Annotated in this window: 15 protein-coding genes, 1 pseudogene and 1 other annotated feature; of the genes and pseudogenes, 4 read left to right on the top strand and 12 right to left on the bottom strand. The window is 36.7% G+C overall.

The window, feature by feature from the left end:
- Positions 1 to 26: 26 nt before the first annotated feature.
- Complete coding sequence (locus tag MOC86_RS15250; RefSeq protein ID WP_419146649.1) at positions 27 to 1,367, bottom strand: amino acid permease; 1,341 nt, start codon at positions 1,365 to 1,367, stop codon at positions 27 to 29.
- A 472-nt stretch (positions 1,368 to 1,839) separates the two neighbouring features.
- On the opposite strand from MOC86_RS15250, the gene MOC86_RS15245 reads away from it, so the two are divergent.
- Complete coding sequence (locus MOC86_RS15245) at positions 1,840 to 2,310, top strand: hypothetical protein (RefSeq protein WP_268584918.1); 471 nt, start codon at positions 1,840 to 1,842, stop codon at positions 2,308 to 2,310.
- A 525-nt stretch (positions 2,311 to 2,835) separates the two neighbouring features.
- Here the strand turns inward: MOC86_RS15245 and MOC86_RS15240 are convergent.
- From MOC86_RS15240 to MOC86_RS15225, 4 genes and pseudogenes are all read right to left on the bottom strand, one after another.
- Positions 2,836 to 3,564 (bottom strand): hypothetical protein, encoded by a 729-nt coding sequence (locus tag MOC86_RS15240; protein ID WP_268584917.1) that lies wholly within the window; start codon positions 3,562 to 3,564, stop codon positions 2,836 to 2,838.
- 97 nt (positions 3,565 to 3,661) lie between these two features.
- Positions 3,662 to 4,245, bottom strand: a pseudogene (locus MOC86_RS15235) (DJ-1/PfpI family protein).
- A 129-nt stretch (positions 4,246 to 4,374) separates the two neighbouring features.
- Complete coding sequence (gene tyrS, locus MOC86_RS15230) at positions 4,375 to 5,625, bottom strand: tyrosine--tRNA ligase (protein WP_268584916.1); 1,251 nt, start codon at positions 5,623 to 5,625, stop codon at positions 4,375 to 4,377.
- Positions 5,626 to 5,664: 39 nt separating this feature from the next.
- Positions 5,665 to 5,885, bottom strand: a binding site (T-box leader).
- Between the two features lie 11 nt (positions 5,886 to 5,896).
- A complete protein-coding gene (locus MOC86_RS15225) occupies positions 5,897 to 6,358 on the bottom strand; it encodes a MarR family transcriptional regulator (RefSeq protein ID WP_419146648.1) in 462 nt (153 codons plus the stop codon).
- Between the two features lie 216 nt (positions 6,359 to 6,574).
- On the opposite strand from MOC86_RS15225, the gene MOC86_RS15220 reads away from it, so the two are divergent.
- The gene (locus MOC86_RS15220) at positions 6,575 to 7,015 is read left to right on the top strand and encodes an Hsp20/alpha crystallin family protein (RefSeq protein ID WP_268584914.1); all 441 of its coding nucleotides are present in this window, start codon (positions 6,575 to 6,577) and stop codon (positions 7,013 to 7,015) included.
- A gap of 54 nt (positions 7,016 to 7,069) precedes the next feature.
- On the opposite strand, the gene MOC86_RS15215 is transcribed toward MOC86_RS15220, so the two are convergent.
- The 4 genes from MOC86_RS15215 to MOC86_RS15200 form a co-directional block, all read right to left on the bottom strand.
- Positions 7,070 to 7,441 (bottom strand): GIY-YIG nuclease family protein, encoded by a 372-nt coding sequence (locus MOC86_RS15215; RefSeq protein ID WP_019395484.1) that lies wholly within the window; start codon positions 7,439 to 7,441, stop codon positions 7,070 to 7,072.
- A gap of 57 nt (positions 7,442 to 7,498) precedes the next feature.
- The gene (locus MOC86_RS15210; RefSeq protein ID WP_268584913.1) at positions 7,499 to 8,623 is read right to left on the bottom strand and encodes an NAD(P)/FAD-dependent oxidoreductase; all 1,125 of its coding nucleotides are present in this window, start codon (positions 8,621 to 8,623) and stop codon (positions 7,499 to 7,501) included.
- Between the two features lie 102 nt (positions 8,624 to 8,725).
- The gene (locus MOC86_RS15205; protein ID WP_243510387.1) at positions 8,726 to 8,980 is read right to left on the bottom strand and encodes a sigma-G-dependent sporulation-specific acid-soluble spore protein CsgA; all 255 of its coding nucleotides are present in this window, start codon (positions 8,978 to 8,980) and stop codon (positions 8,726 to 8,728) included.
- Between the two features lie 17 nt (positions 8,981 to 8,997).
- Complete coding sequence (locus MOC86_RS15200; RefSeq protein WP_268584912.1) at positions 8,998 to 10,401, bottom strand: Na+/H+ antiporter NhaC family protein; 1,404 nt, start codon at positions 10,399 to 10,401, stop codon at positions 8,998 to 9,000.
- 97 nt (positions 10,402 to 10,498) lie between these two features.
- Between MOC86_RS15200 and MOC86_RS15195 the strand changes: the two genes are divergently transcribed.
- A complete protein-coding gene (locus MOC86_RS15195) occupies positions 10,499 to 11,407 on the top strand; it encodes a DMT family transporter (protein WP_243510397.1) in 909 nt (302 codons plus the stop codon).
- A gap of 19 nt (positions 11,408 to 11,426) precedes the next feature.
- Here the strand turns inward: MOC86_RS15195 and MOC86_RS15190 are convergent, their stop codons facing one another.
- Positions 11,427 to 12,173 (bottom strand): TraR/DksA C4-type zinc finger protein, encoded by a 747-nt coding sequence (locus MOC86_RS15190; RefSeq protein ID WP_268584911.1) that lies wholly within the window; start codon positions 12,171 to 12,173, stop codon positions 11,427 to 11,429.
- 178 nt (positions 12,174 to 12,351) lie between these two features.
- Here MOC86_RS15190 and MOC86_RS15185 point away from each other — a divergent pair, with 178 nt between their 5' ends.
- Positions 12,352 to 13,569: a CynX/NimT family MFS transporter gene (locus MOC86_RS15185; RefSeq protein WP_243510400.1), complete on the top strand. Its 1,218-nt coding sequence runs from the start codon at positions 12,352 to 12,354 to the stop codon at positions 13,567 to 13,569.
- Between the two features lie 10 nt (positions 13,570 to 13,579).
- Here the strand turns inward: MOC86_RS15185 and MOC86_RS15180 are convergent, their stop codons facing one another.
- Together MOC86_RS15180 and MOC86_RS15175 are read right to left on the bottom strand one after the other, a co-directional pair.
- Complete coding sequence (locus MOC86_RS15180) at positions 13,580 to 14,605, bottom strand: acyltransferase (RefSeq protein ID WP_268584910.1); 1,026 nt, start codon at positions 14,603 to 14,605, stop codon at positions 13,580 to 13,582.
- Positions 14,606 to 14,717: 112 nt separating this feature from the next.
- Positions 14,718 to 16,454, bottom strand: coding sequence for a serine hydrolase (locus tag MOC86_RS15175; protein ID WP_268584909.1), 1,737 nt, complete (start codon positions 16,452 to 16,454; stop codon positions 14,718 to 14,720).
- Between the last annotated feature and the right edge of the window lie 95 nt (positions 16,455 to 16,549).

Here is a 16,549-nt window from a genome sequence, read left to right as displayed (position 1 = left end):
TGAAATAGATATTTCACACGCTTTTTTTATCCTGCTTTATGCTGCTCGTTTTCGTTAGCTAATGTGGAACGTTTATGAATTCCAAATGCATAATAACTAATCGTTACAATAACAAGAAAAACAATCCCGACAACTAGCGATACTCTCGTTTCATCGTTAAACCACATTCCAACAAGAACCATTAATAAAAAGGCGATTGTTAAGTAGTTTGTGAAAGGAGCAAAAGGCATTTTGAATGGATGTTTCTTCATCTCTTTTCCTTTAGCCTTTCTAAAACGGATTTGACTAATTAAAATCACAAACCAAGGTACCATACCTGGAAGAACACTTGCACTATATACGTACACAAAGATTTTAGGAGGTGCAACGTAATTTAACACAACGCCAATTGCTAAGCCGATAAGCACAGCTATCGTACCATATAGTGGAACACCATTGCGAGAAACTTTTGTAAAAAACTTTGGTGCTTGTCCATTTAGACCTAATGTATAGAGCATGCGTCCTGCACTGAAAATTCCGCTGTTACATCCTGACATTGCTGCTGTGATGACTACGAAGTTAATGATCCCTGCCGCTGCTGTAATACCCACTTTTGCAAATGTAGACACAAATGGACTGCCTAATGAGTTAAGCTCGTTCCAAGGATACACCGTTACAATAACAAAAATAGCTCCAATGTAGAAGATTAAAATACGCCAGATAATACTTTGAATAGCACTTCTCAATGTTTTCTGTGGATTTTGTGCTTCTCCTGCTGTAATTCCAATCAGTTCTACTCCTTGATAAGCAGCAATTACAAGAGAAAGAGCAAAGAAAAATCCAGACCAACCTCCAGCAAAAAAGCCGCCATGCTCCCAAAGATTTGAAATTCCGATTGCATCTCCGCCATTTCCAAGTCCAAAGAAGATAAGGCCAATTCCAGCAATAATCATAAGGACAATTGTAACTATTTTAATCATAGCGAACCAAAATTCAAATTCCCCAAATGATTTAACAGACACTAAATTAGCTGCTCCAAGAATAGCCATAGCTACGATCCCTGGAATCCAAGCTGGCAAGTCTGGAAACCAAAATTTCATGTATGCTCCAACTGCAATAATTTCAGACATTCCAACAATAATCCACTGAAACCAGTTGCTCCATGCTGTCATATATCCTGCTAATGGATGAATATACTTATGACCAAATGTGGCAAAAGAACCTGTGCTCGGTTCAACGTAAAGCATTTCCCCCATTGCTCTCATAACAAAAAAGATAAAAATACCGCAAATCGCATATGCAAGGAGTACGGACGGGCCTGTCCACTGAATTGTGCTTGTTGAGCCCATAAACAACCCAACACCGATTGTTCCTCCTAGAGCGATCATTTGAATATGACGCGACTGCAGTCCTCTTTGTAGCTCTTCTTTCTCCACTTTTGTTCCTCCTCTTTTCTCTGTAGTCTCCACGTGATGAAAGAGGGCTAAGCTTTTTCTGTTTGTACTAAAGCTGCCTTCCAAAATCATCTTTATATTTACTGGAATAGTTGAGAACATGCTTATTATTTATAAGTGCAATACTTTATTACTTATTCTATAATAATAAATTCTCCCTAAAAATACAATTGTTTTTTTCAGGAGAACAGCATATCCTTTATATAATGATAGAGAAAATAAAAAGAGGTTTCCATTTTCTAAATATTTCCTTATGAGAATATAACTAAATTTAAATATTCGGAAAATTCCAGATAACTCTTTTCTTTTTCTAACCTTTCCTCTCATTTTGTATAACTTCCCTCTATAACGTTCATTCTAAGAAAACACGGATTTTTTTATAAAATTTTGCTGAAAGGAAAAGAGAATGGTTGGACTGATTGTTGCTATTATTGTATTTAACGTGATCGCTTTTAAAACAAATAGAACGTTAACAGCTCATCAAATTTTACATATTTGGATGTTTACCATTGCCTTTCAGCAACTATTTGATTTGATGATTGAATATAAATATCATGGTTATTGGTACTTTGACCAAGAAATTGACTGGCTAGGGCTTCTTCCTCATACACTGTTGATTCCTCCTGTAAATATTATGTTTTTAAATTGGTATCCTGTTCATAAAACATTGATTCAAAAAGCAGCTTATATTGTCCTTTGGGTAATTTTCATTCTTCTCTATGAAGTAATAACAAAGTTACCTGAACCATGGGGGTATTTTCACTATGGCTGGTGGAAATTATGGCATGCTGCAATTCTTGATCCTTTCTTGCTACTAATTTTGCTTAGCTATTATAAACTAATATCTTGCTTAGAAAAACGTGCCATTCAAAAATAAATTTTATGCTATAACTGCTTTTTTAACCTATCAAACAAGGCGACAAATACGTGAACACCTTATTCATTCCCGTATTTATAACAAAGATGTTAGAAAATAAAAAAACTGACGGTCACTATAGAGCGTCAGGGTATAAAAGAGGAAATTTTATTTTTCAACTGTTTTTTTCAATGTATCACGTATGAAGTGCCTTGCGCTTTCAGCTTTTTCTAACCTTCCGCTATGTGTAAATCCGTGTACTGCTCTTTATATTGTTTATATGTCACCTCTATGTCAGCCTTTTGTAATTTTCCTGCATATAAGATTCTGCTTCCTTTGTAAGCGAGTCTCGCTCAGCTGTAATGATAAGCACAGAAGGCATTCTGTTGAGGTCCTCCGCAAAAAGGTGTTAAAGGAGCGAATTTAGCGTTTCTTGTCATTTTGAAACATAGATATCATTGAAAAGTTCTGCTACTTTAAGAGGGATCACTTCCTCAAATGGTGGTTTTTATTGAAAAAGAAGGCTTTTAAAAAGCCTTCTTTGTTTTACTGCTTATGAACATAGTTAAATAAAAGGTAGGTCATAACAAGCAAGTTTTCATGATGCTGAAACTTTTCTTTTACGTCAAAATAGTATCGATTCTTCAAAAATTCATATCGCCCGCCTTCTGCTACCAGTTCTCCCCCTTTTTTCACCTTTATATTTGATCCAATGCTAGAACAGGAGAATTCATAAAGAGAGCCGTTATAGTGCAAACAAAGCTTTTCTTTCAACTTAGCCGAATTTTTCAGTGAAAAATCAGTTTTAATCATTCCAATTTCCTTGTTATCCTGGATAATTTTCCAGCCCCAATTCAGCTTCCATACTTTTTCAGTTTGGTCAATAAATCGGATTTCATCTCCAGCCTCCCATTTTACAGCTAGGTTCATATACCACTGTCCGTCTCCTTCAAGAATGTCCACAATTATTTTATGCCACCACTTCGCATAGTAACGGCGGTATTCTCCCCGCTTTGTTTCACCGAAATAAAGCATTTTTCTTCCTTTTGAATGTCGTTCGCCTATTTGGGTTGTCCAAAGCTTGTTTTCTGATTGTGCTGGTATGTACTCTTCATCAAGGCTGACTCTCCACTTTATAAAAATTAAAAGAAAAAACGCTCCCACTAGAAAGAAAGAGACTATTACAATATGCTCCCACTCAAATTCCCCCAAAATAATATAACGTAAAATAATGCCAAGCAGGGCAATAAAAAATAAAAAGAGCAATCTACCCAAAGTGTGGCCCACCTCCTTCTCTTATCATATACGAAAAAGAGAGAGAAAGGTTACCACTTTTACTATTTTTTTCTTAAGAATTGTTTACATAATAAGTTTATGAGAAACCCATTAACCCCCTTACTTTCTCAACGTTTTTTCTTGAAGTTAACTTTTCTAACATAAGAAAGGAAACATCAAAGCCTACCGATGGACTTGCGCATGTAATAATGTTTCCCTTATCAATAAGCGGCGCTTGAACTACCTCTGCTCCAAACTGTTGTAACTCCTGCTTTCTCGTACTTCCAGGATAGCTGTATGTTGTGGCTTTTTCCCTTTTAAAATTTCGCTTTTCCCAAGCGCTAAAGCAGCTATGCAAATAGCTCCAATTATTTTTTTCTGCTGATGAAACTGCTGAATAATATCTTGAAATTCTTTAGAAAATGCATCTATAAAATACCCTGCTTGTTCAAATCCTCCACAAATAGCAAGGGCATCGAAATCTTCTACTTTTACGTCTTGTAAGAGCATTTCAGGCTTCACTCGAAAATTCCACGTACATTTCAATTCTTCCCTTAGCCCTGCTGTCACAAGTTCTGTCTCACCGTTACCTTCTATTTTGTTCCATCCAAAAACATCTGTAAACACACTCGCTTCAACAGCTTCAAATCCGTCTGCTAAAAGAAGCAACATTCTTTTCATTTTGACCTTCTCCTTTTCACCCTATATGTAATGCTTTCTTCTGTGGTTATCATAAGCTAATAGCGTAAAGATTATTTATGGAATGGCTATGTTCGCAAAAAAAAAGAAAGAGAGGGGTCCTCTCTTTCTTTAAGCTTTTACTCTTATTTTTGCAAATTTGCGTTTTCCAATTTGAATAACTAAACCATCAGAGATTACTAACTGCTCATCTTTGTGGACAACTTTCTCTCCATTTATTTTTACGCCGTTATTGTCAATCATTCTACGGGCTTCGCTTTTAGAACCGAGTAAGTTAGCGTGCATAATAAGATCAATAGGAGATGCTGTTTCTCCGCCCTTCCATTCTATTTCGGCAACATTTATTGGGATTGCTCCTTGTTGAAATACGGAAGCAAAGTGTTGGCCTGCTTTTTTAGCTGCTTCTTCATCATGGTACATGCTTACAATCGTTTTAGCGAGAAGCATTTTAGCTTTTTTCGGATGAAGCTCACCTGTTTCTAAATCCACCTTTATTTTAGCTATTTCCTCTGGAGTGAACTTTGTCACAAGCTCAAAGTATTTAATCATCTGCTCATCTCTAATAGACATAGCTTTTCCATACATCTCCTCAGGAGTTTCGTCAATTCCAATGTAGTTATTTTTAGATTTCGACATTTTTTCAACACCGTCAAGTCCTTCTAACAAAGGCATTAAAAGCGCAACTTGTTTTTCTTTTCCAAACTTTTCTTGAAAATGTCTTCCCATTAAAATATTAAAATGTTGATCTGTTCCACCTAGTTCAATATCACACTCTAACATCACAGAATCATATCCTTGCATCACAGGGTAGAAAAATTCATGTAAGGAAATTGGTTTTCCTAATGCAATACGTTCTTCAAAGTCATCTCTTTCTAATAATCTTGCTACGGTTATTTTACCAGCTAGGCCGATAACCTCTTCAAAATTTAGCTTTGAGAGCCATTTAGAATTATAGTAAAGGTCTACTTTTGACATATCCATTACTTTTCCAAATTGCTCAAAGTATGTTTTAGCATTTCTCTTTACTTCTTCATCTGTAAGCTGTTTGCGCGCTACTGATTTTTCTGTTGGGTCCCCAATTTTTCCTGTGAAATCTCCAATTAACAGCTGAATTTTATGTCCATTTTCCTGAAACTGACGCATTTTATTCAATACAACCGTGTGTCCGAGATGCACATCAGGAGCAGAAGGATCTAATCCTAGTTTAATTTTTAAGGGTTCATTGTTAAGAATGGACTTAGCGAGCTTCTGTTCTAATTCTTCTGCCGGAATGATTTCTTGCACACCTTGAGTGTACAACTTCATTTGTCTCTTTACTTCTTCTTTTTGTTCTCTTGTTAATTTCTCGATGAAATTTTCCATTTTTCTTCCTCCTTAAATATAAAAAAACCACGTCTCCTAAAAAGGGACGTGGTTGTTGTTGACACGCGGTACCACCCTTATTGAAGAATACAAGTATTCTTCCACTTCATGATTAACGGTTCTTCCGTTCTTTGCTTTTTTATCAGGCAAAGAAAGCTCAAGGACTGTATTTCGCATTATCTTTATATCGACTCACACCACCCGCCGACTCTCTGAAATAGGGAGATAACCGCTACTAGAGTTCCTCTCATTGCTTTTTAAATATGAACTTTTAAAATTTGTTCGCTCGAATTACTTTTCGAAGCAGATGTGACATATAGTCTTTCTCCTCTGAGTCTAAACTTGAGACAATCTCAACTTCACCTTGATGAAAATGAGGATAAAGCTCTTCGATCACTTTTTTCCCTTCATCTGTTAAAAAAACATATGTTTTGCGCCGGTCTCTAACATCACTTTTACGGTAACAAAGCTCCTTACGCTCAAGCGTCTTCGTAATATTGCTAATTGTAGCCTTTGTTACGCCAGCTGACACGGCTAATGCTTTTGTTTCTTCTCCTTCTCTTACCCACAAATCATAAAGAAGTGAAAAAGCAGTCCATGATAATCCATATTGAGAGAGCACTTCTCTCTCCATTTTATTCCGTAGTCCTTGTGCAACTCGATAAATGTTTGTCACAACAGCAATGGCTTTCAAATCAAGTGAGCCAACTTTGGCATTTGTTAAAACATCCATGATTTCTTTTTCTTCTTGCAAAAGCTTTCCTTCCTTATCAAATGAATAAATATGACTCACCTCATTGAATTTTCAAAATCGTTAGCTATGAAACGATTTTAACAAGAAAATATTTTTCTTGCAAGCTTAAAATAAATTATATTGTTTTTTATTGCGCGTACGTTTTGAAATCAGGATGCATACTCTATAGTAAAAATACCTAGAGGAGGCATTAGAATGGACTCTAATGATAATAAGCTTTCAAAGCTATTTGAAAGTTCTCTTCAGAACGTTGTAAAATCGTTTGACTCTCTATTTCAAGAATCTGCAGGACAGCTTGGCCATTTATTAAATCAACAATCCTTTTATGTTGATGTTTATGAAACAGGGGATGAAGTAATTGTGGAAGCAGAAGTTCCTGGATTCCGCAAAGAGCATATTGAGATTAGACTTATTGGAGATCATTTAAAAATCTCAGCAGAGTACAACCAAACTGTTGAAAATGTAAGTGAAGAATATGTTTCAATGAGGAGCTCTTCCATAAAAAAAACAGAACGACTTGTTGTTCTCCCATGCTCTGTTCAGGAAGAACAAGCACGGGCGCTTTATCAAGACGGCATTTTAAAAGTCATTTTGCAAAAGGGCGAGCAAAAACAGCGAAAAATTGAAATCGAATAAAAAAAGCGAGCGTAAACCTTTTGATATGAAAGGTTTGCGCTCGCTTTTCTTCCCTTATTTATAAAACACTTTATCAATGTTATATTTTGCTTCTAGTTCATTAATGGCATATGTTTCATAAATTTCACGGTCAACAGGACGTTCTACAAAAGATACGGAAATTTTGTAGATTTCATCTCTGTAAGGTTTTAATGGGGATACGTTATCTTCAAGATGTCTTTTCACACGCTGTCTTAGCTTGCGCGCTTTTCCGACAAAAAGCACTTCATCTTCTTTATTATAGAAGAAAATCATACCGCCTTTATCACGTGGAATTTCGTGAAGATCAATGAATCCATTAATTGGGCGGATTCTTGGTTCTGCGCTTTCAGGCTGTTTTCTTCTTGTAATTGTTACATCTGATGCTGGAATACTAATTTTAATCATCATTTCACGTCCTATTCTTCAGTAAAAATAAATCGTAACATACGAAACTATAAAAAGCTATGCTTTTATTGAAGTGAGAGCTTCCTCAACAGAGTAATTATGATAATCAAGCTCAGTTTCTTCTCCAAGAACAAGTTTGGCAAGTTCACTCCCAAGATAAGGTCCCGACGTTAAGCCAGATGCGCCAAGCCCATTTGCCACAAATACATTCTTAATAGTTGGAACAGGACCAAAAACAGGCAAGAACCCTGGTGTGAACGGTCGAAACCCCACTCTTGTTTCAACAATTTCGCTATTTGAGATGCCTGGTGCAACAGAGATAGCTTTATCTAATACTTCGTGCAGTCCCCCTGCTGTTACCCGGTAATCAAAGCCTGTTTCGTTCTCATGCGTTGCTCCAATAACCATTTTCCCGTCTTCAAACGTTAAAATATACTGATCATTCGGTGGAATAACAACAGGCCAGTTCCCTGTATCTTCTTCAACGTGTAAATGAACAATTTGCGCTTTTTGAAACGTTACTAAAAATTCTAGCCCTAATGGTTTTAAAAGCTCATCTGCCCATGCTCCACCTGTGATGATGACTTCTCCATCATAAATGTCTTCATTATTTATTTTTACTCCTGTGACTTCCCCGTCTTTTTCTAAAAGAGCGGCACTTCCTTCTAAGAGTGTTGCACCATGCTTTTTTGCTCCATTAAGAAGAGCTTCTCTAAGCGCCCGTCCATTTACACGGGCTGCTCCACTTATATGTACAGAACTATATTCATCACTTAAAAGAGGAAATCGTTTTTTCGTTTCTTCCTTGTTTAATCTTGTAATCTCGCCGATTTCAGGCGCCTCTTCTCGACGTTTGTATGCCCTTTTTTCCATTCCATCTAATTTCTTTTCATCATAATGAAGACTAATAGCTCCAACTCTTTTATAGCCTGTTTCATACTCTCCATCTTTTTCAAGATCAGAAATTAAACGATGATAGTATTTTGCTCCACCTTTAGCAAGTGCATACCACACTTTGTTACGACGCTGTGAAAGCCATGGACAAACAATACCTGCTGCAGCATCTGTTGCTCTCCCGCGATCTTTTCGATCAACCACAACAACCTCTGCTCCTTTTTTTGCTAAATGATAGGCTGTTGAAGCACCAAGAATTCCTGCGCCAACGACAATATATTTTTTCATTTTTACACCTTTTTCTTTTTATCTTCTCCTCTCCATTCTACAAATACACTCCGTTTTTTTCAAAGGAAGAAAAAAACGAACGAAAAAATCGCTCGTTTCTTTTTAAATAAATAAAACTTCATAAATATCACTAAGCTGACGCGCGCGCTCTTTGTCTTGTTCTTGATTAGAGTAATCAATAGCTTCTGTTAAAATGGCATTCAAATAGTGACTTTCTTTTGTTGTTAAATCTTCTACAAACGCTTCTTCTGTTTCGTATTCGTATGTTGAGAGACGTTCATAAATGGATCTCCCTAGCACATCTCTGTCAACGTGTGCCGCTAAAATTTCACGTAAATACTTTAATGATTGTTCCATACCTTCACTCCCTGTCTTCATATAAAGAAAATAGTTGCTGTATAAAGAACAGCTGCAATGACAGCCGCAATCAAAGCAGGCTTTAATTTATAGCGTGCGTAATCAACAACAGATAAATTCAAAATTTTTGCGATTGTGTTTGTATCATCGCTAAGTGGAGATGAAAAAGCCCCAAAAGATCCGCTTGCAAATACTGCTCCTATAATTAATGGAAGCGAAATGCCAGAAACAGAAGCAATGGAAACACCTAGAGGCATAAGAATTCCCCACGTTCCCCATGCTGAACCAATAAAATAAGAAACAGCTGCTCCAAATAAAAAAAGAAGCGGGGTTACAAACATTTGCGGAATCCAGCCCGAGTGAGCTGTGATGAACTGAGAAAACCCCAAGTCTTCGGCAACAGAGGAAAGCCCCCATACAACTGAAAGGAGCAGCACAACTGACATTAAATCATTTCCTCCAGTAACAAAGCTTGTAATAAGATCATTAATCTTAAAACGTTGAAAAAGAAAGAAAAAGGCTGAAAGCAAAATAGTTATAAGAAGAGATACAACCATTGCTTGAAGAACATCTGCTTTAATAAAGGCTCCAAAAAAGCTATTAGCTTTCGTGTGACCGCTCCACCATGTTAAAAAAAGCGTTAATAAAATAACAAGAATAAGAGGAACAAGAAGATTCCACGGTTTTGACGGCAAGTCTTTTGAAACAGCAGGATGACACGTATGCCAGTCTTCTTCTTCCGCTTTTGTTTCAACTTGTGTTGGAGCATTTGATTTTGAGTGGTGAAAAAAGCTTAAATAAATGCCAACCAAAATAATAACGAAAGCAAAAAAGTTGTATGGAATGCTTTTAATAAACATCGTATAGGGGTCTTCCGTAATCTTTTGGTTTTGCAGTGAAATTTGGATGATTGAAACCATATATCCTACAAAAGCAGTTGCTACAGGAATTAATACAATAATGGGCGTTGCAGTTGTTTCAATAACAAATCCTAATTCTTTTGTCGTCATTTTCACCTTTTTTAAAAGGGCGCGCATAATAGGCGCAATTGTGACAAATCGAAACGTTGGTGCGCTAAATGTTCCAATTGTTGAGACATATGTGAGCAACAGCGCTTTCTTTTTTGTATCAATCTTTTCAGCTGCTTTTTCTACAAATCCTTTAATTCCTCCTGAGGTTTTAATCATGCCAATTAAACCAGAAAACGCATAAAGGAATACGATAATTTCAATATTATTTTTATCAATTAGTGCCTGCACAATATAATGAAGCATCGTCTCCATCCCTCCAATAAGCGAAGGGGTATGAAGATATGAGCCGATTAATAAGCCAACCAAAAGCCCTGGTAACACTTGTTTCGTCCAGACAGCAATCGGAATGACAACTAAAAACGGGAGAATCGAAATCCAGCTACCTTCCATGTTTATCACCTATCTTAGAAAATATCTCTTTCCCCCCCCATTGCAACAGCCCCTTTTGTCGATTACAATTTAGAAAAATGAATAAGGAGGGATTTTTATGAATAAAAAGCTCGCTTATCTTTATATTGTAGGGGGAGCTTCTCTTTGGGGGATTATTGGAGTCTTTGTTACAAAACTTTATGACCTTGGTTTTACTCCAGCTGAAGTTGTTGCTATTCGCGCCTTAATGGCGGCTATTTTTCTTCTTTGCTATACATTTATACATAATAAGAAGATGTTAAAAATTCATATACGCGACAGCCGTTATTTTGTTGGAACAGGTATTATTAGTATTGTCTTCTTTAACCTTTGTATGTTCACAGCTATTAAAGAAACGTCCGTTTCTATTTCAGCTATTCTTCTTTACACAGCTCCTGCATTTGTGATGATTTTATCTTATCTTTTGTTCAAAGAAGCGTTTACCCTTCAAAAAGTAGTCGCACTGCTTATGACGTTTTGCGGCTGTGCTTTTGTTGTAGGGATTTTTTCAAATGATACAACCATTTCACTTTATGGTTTACTTGCTGGGCTTGGCTCTGGTTTCTTTTATTCTCTTTACAGCATTTTTGGCAAATTTGCATTAGAAAAATATGAATCAATCACTGTAACTGTTTATACCTTTGTATTTGCTGCAATCGCTATCGTGCCGTTTAGCGGTCTGCTGTCTTCACCTCAGCGCTTACTTCATCTAGACGTTTTACTTTATGGAATAGGACTTGGTTTCTTCTCCACAATGCTCGCTTTTTTACTCTATACAAAAGGACTAAGTTACGTGGAATCAAGCAGAGCTTCAATTGTCGCTACGCTTGAACCTGTTGTAGCCGCTCTGGCAAGCTTTCTCTTTTTTCACGAACGCCTTGATGTTTTTCAATATTTCGGCATTATTCTCGTTATTTCTTCCATTGTTATTGTTGGAACATCTTCCTCAACAAAATCACTATTTAAAGCAAGAAGCCAAAACCTATAAGATTTTGGCTTTTTAGCCCTTAGTCTTCTGTATATGGATCTTTTTCGTATGGCTCTAAATCACCAAACTCCGTCATAATGCCTTCTTCATCCAACACATTTTCATATTCCTCATGCTCTTTGTTTGGAAAAATGGTAATATTTTTTCCATCGATATCAACCCCAACAAAGTTTTCGTAGTCTTCTACATATCCGTAGTTCTCATCTGACTCAATATATGTGTTTTGATAATCTTCAGGAGGATCATAAAAATCGGCTGGAGATTCTGATGTACCATATGATGAAGCATCTTGCCAAGAATCTTCTGCGTCATATGCTACATTTTCAAATTTATCGTCTAAATCATACCGTCCGAACGGAGGCATTAATACATCCTCTTCAATTGGACGTCCATGTGACACAAACTGGTCAGGGGCATGTTCTACACAATATCTTGCTGTTGGTAACGCTTCTAATCGTTCAACTGGAATTTGCTCTTGGCATACTTCACAAATTCCATATGTTCCTTTTGAAATAGCTTCAAGCGCTCTTTCTACGCCTTCATACTCAGCTCTAAAGTTTTCATTTAAAGCAACGTCTTTCTCACGTTCGTACTCTTCTGTGGCAAGGTCACCTGGATGATTATCGTAAAGGGAAAGCTCTGCTGTTGAGTCTCTTAAGCTTCTCTGTAAATTAAAGTGATCATTGTCTTCAAAATGAACGGATAATTCTTTTTTGCGCTCTAAAAGCTGGTTTTTAAACTCTGAAAGCTGGCGCGATGTTAGCATTTTGACATCCTCCCTTTGTTATGTTTCGCTCTTTATAAAATGATGTTCTCGTTTAGCGTTCCCTAAAAGAAGGAGGAAGATTACGTAGAAATAATTGGCGCTTTCTACTATACAGGTTGTGCTCATTGTGATAATCTGACGAAGGAATATGAAACACGTACAGAAAGAAGGATAAAAAATGGAGCACAGTACAAAAACACTTAGAAATTCAAATAGTACAGCAGCTGAGACAAAAGTGTTTCTTTTAATCGGCATTATCTTTATTGGTGCAAATTTACGTGCACCTCTCACATCTGTTGGTCCTTTGCTTTCTTCAATCAGAGAGCAGCTACATCTCTCAAGCACTGCAGGAGGAATGTTGACAACTGTTCCATTACTTGCTTTTGCTGCTCTTTCACCGTTTGCAGCAAAAGTGGCAAATAAAGTTGGAATGGGAACTACCCTGTTCTTTTCCCTGCTTCTTTTAACATTGGGAATTTTTATTCGTTCAACAAGTGGGGTAAGCCTTTTATTTATCGGCACTCTTTTCATTGGACTCGCTATTGCAGTGTGTAACGTTCTTTTACCAAGTTTAATTAAACAAGACTTCGCTCATAATGTTGGTTTAATGACAGGGGTCTATGCGGTTTCAATGAACTTATGCGGAGCAATTGGCTCTGGAATAAGTCATCCTATCTCAGTAGCCTCAAGCTTAGGATGGAAAGGAGCGCTTGGATGCTGGGGAATTTTATCGTTTATCGCGCTTTTATTATGGCTGCCGCAGCTTAAAAAGTCCGGCTACCAAAAACAAGCCAAAACGCTTAAAAAGACGCCGTCACTTTCCCTTTGGAAATCAAAACTTGCTTGGCAAATCTCGCTTTACATGGGACTGCAGTCTGTTTTATTTTATACGATCATTGCTTGGATGCCTGATATTTTGAAAGAACAAGGACTAACATCAGATGATGCGGGATGGACTCTTTCTTTTATGCAGCTCGCTATTATTCCTTTTACATTCCTTATTCCAATTATTGCTGGAAAGCTTAACAATCAGCGCGGCCTTGTCACAATTTCTGGCGTTCTTTTATTTATTGGAATCATTGGAATTTTATATGGACCTCTTTCTTTTATAAAACTTTTTATTATTTCATCAGGAATTGGAATAGGATCTGCTTTTAGTCTTGCAATGATGTTTTTTACGCTTCGAACAAGCAATGCCAAGGAGGCAGCTGAACTTTCCGGTATGGCTCAGTCGTTAGGCTATTTGTTAGCCGCACTTGGACCATTTTTGTTTGGGTTACTGCACGATGTAACACACGGATGGACAATTCCCCTTTTCCTTTTGCTATTCTTTTCGCTTCTTCTTTTCTTATGCGGAATGGGGGCAGGAAAAAACCGTGTTATTGAAAACAGCTGAAGGTTTTCCTTCAGCTGTTTTTTAAGTTTACAGCCTTTTTGGTTTTTTGGAGCCCAGCATAGGTCATATATGAGAATACAAAAATAAAGAGCGTATAAACAATATTCAATAACAAATGGCCTTCAAGGCTTTCAATGCCAATCATCTTTAAGAGGAAATCTAAAATACGAATAAAAAAGACGTGAATAACGTAAATTCCTAAAGCATTTGCTCCTACTTTAGCAAACAAGCTTCCTCTCCCATACTGGGGATATGAAAGAGCAAAAGAAAAAAGACAGAAAGTCAGAAAGAAAGTAGATAAAAAGTACTCTCCAAAAGGAGCGTGTAGCACATAGCGAAGCACATATGCTTCTGTTGCTTGAAGCAGGATAAATAGAAAAAAGAACGTTCTATAAATAGAAGAAGAAATAGGTCTCGGCGCTGAAAGGCCTGGATGAAGAGCAAAAAAACAGCCAAGGGTTGTATAAAATAAGCCAAAAAAAAGCGCGTCTCTTGTACTCACGGACACCTTATAAAAAAGCGCATAAGACTGACCGAAAAGTCCTGCTATATATAAAAGAAAGCTGATGGGTAAAAGCACATACAGTTTTTTTACTTTTACGAACATATAAACAATAAGAGTACTCCAAATAAGCGCGGTTAAAAACCAAAGCTGATAAGCACTTGTTCCTTCTCCATAGTAAAAAACATTTTTTAATGTCAGCTTTTCAAAATAAGAGGAAATTTCTTTGCTTACGTTCCCTCCTTTTTCATATATGATAAAAAGATCGTAAAGAGCATAAAAAATGAACCAGCAAACATAGATTTTTATAAGCTTAACTATATACTTTAATGTGTATGTCCACGAATATTTTGTGGTAAGCATTTTTAAGCCAAACAGATATCCTGAAGCTGTAAAGAAAAACGGAACCGCAAAACGAGCAAAGTTATCGAGAATAAATAGAACAACTTCTCCATCAATTGGAAATGTATGAATGATAACAACCGCTAATATAGCAAAAAACTTTATATAATCAATTGCTTCGTTTCGCTCCATAATGCACCCCTTCTTTTTTCTTAGTATGAGCGAAATGAAACCATTCAAATCGTTTTTATCTTTACTATCTTTATAACGAGAAAAAAGAGCCCAAAATAAAGGCTCCTCTTATCTAACAATCCACTTTTTCCTCTTCTTTCTTTACTTTTTCACCAACAAACTCCCCGTTTGGCTGAATGATTGTTATACGCTGAACTTCTTGTTGTTCATTTTCCGCAAACTGCACGCTAAATCCATCTAGTCCTTTAAAATAAAAAGCACCTTTTTTATATGGAATAAGCTCATAATCAGGTTGACCTTGTAGCGACAGAACTAACATACTTTCTTTCTTTAAAGAAACGGTTGCTAACATCTCTCCTTGAATCTTGTATTGACCAACATATCGTATAAGTTCTTCTTTATCTTGAAGACGTTCATCAGGAACTTTTTCAAACACAATATCTTTTGTTCCAGGTTCAAGTGCAAACGGCCCTGAAAGCTTTGCAATCTCTCCATATACATTTCCTTGAAACGAGAGAAGAAGTGTATGATTGAATGCCGCAATTTTCATTTGAAAAACATCATAATGATAGTGAGTTAACTCGGAGTGAACAGAATTGAATGTTGCTTCTAGTTTGCCATCCTTATAGGTGATTTTCATATTCCCATACCCTTTATGATGATACGTCCCTTCATAATCTTTTAACGGATGTGATGGCTGAGTATTTGGTACTTTTCCTTTCTCCTCCTTTTCTCCACTTCCTGTCATTGTTGCTTTCAATTCTTTAAGCTTTTCTTGCAGTTCGTTACTCCACTGCTTTTCCTTTAAATGAAGCAGACGATCATAAATATTGTAGACAATGGTATCAGGGAAAAGTGTTGCATCTTTATTTGTCAACACAACTACTCCAATGTTTTCATACGGAAGAAAGGAAACAAGAGCTGTAAAACCATCAATGTTTCCCCCGTGATGAATATGATGATGCCCTCTGTATGGAGAAATAAACCATCCTCCTCCATAAGTAGAAATTGGCACTTCTTTTGTTGGGAACATAAGCTCACAAGACATATGTGGTGTATGAAGGGTTTTCATTTCTTGTTCTGAAATGATTCGTTTTCCGTCAAACTCTCCTTTTTGAAGATGAAACTTCAACCAGTTCACCATTTCCTTTATATTTGAGTTAATAGAGCCTGCTGGACCAATTTCATCAATGTTTCGGAAAGGGACTTTTGTTACTTTCCCGTCGATTTCTTTATATGGAAGAGAATAATCTTTGCTTTTTTGCATATCTTCAACTGAAAAATTACTTTTCTTCATATGTAGAGGTGTAAAAAGTCGTTTGTTGACTAACGATTCATAAGAAGAATGAGCAACTTCTCCTGCTAAGTAACCCGCTGTTAAATACATTAAGTTTTGATACTGCCATTCTGATCTAAAATCTACGTTTCCGTCTAAATACTGAATACGTTGGATCAGTTCTTCTCGTGATAAATCTGCTCCGTACCATACTAGTTCATGACGAGGCAAACCTGAGCGATGAACTAGTAAATCAAGCGGCGTTATACGTTCTGATGCTACAGGATCTTTTAATTTAAAGGAAGGCAAATACGTACGAACAGGCTCGTCCCACGCAAGCTTTCCTTCATCAACAAGAAGTGCAAGGGCTGAAGCTGTAAATGCTTTTGTAGATGAACCAATTGCAAATAATGTTTCTTCTGTGACAGGAAGGTTTTTTTCGATATCACGCAACCCAAATCCTTCTGAAAATATCACTTCTCCGTCTTTGACAATCGCAACAGCAGCTCCCGGTACTTCCCACGCTTTCATTTCTTCTTCTAGAAAGGTTTTAAAACCGTTAAGTTCATTCATTTTTTCTCCCCCCTTTTTTTCTCTATACTATATACGAAAAAACAAGAAAAAAGTTCCAATAAAAAACGCATATAACTAAAGTTATATGCGTTCTC

This window comes from Priestia endophytica (assembly GCF_026790145.1).
Taxonomy (GTDB): Bacteria; Bacillota; Bacilli; order Bacillales; family Bacillaceae_H; genus Bacillus_I; species Bacillus_I endophytica_A.
Note: the sequence above shows the minus strand (reverse complement) of the source record. Positions and strands in the feature narration are given on the sequence as shown.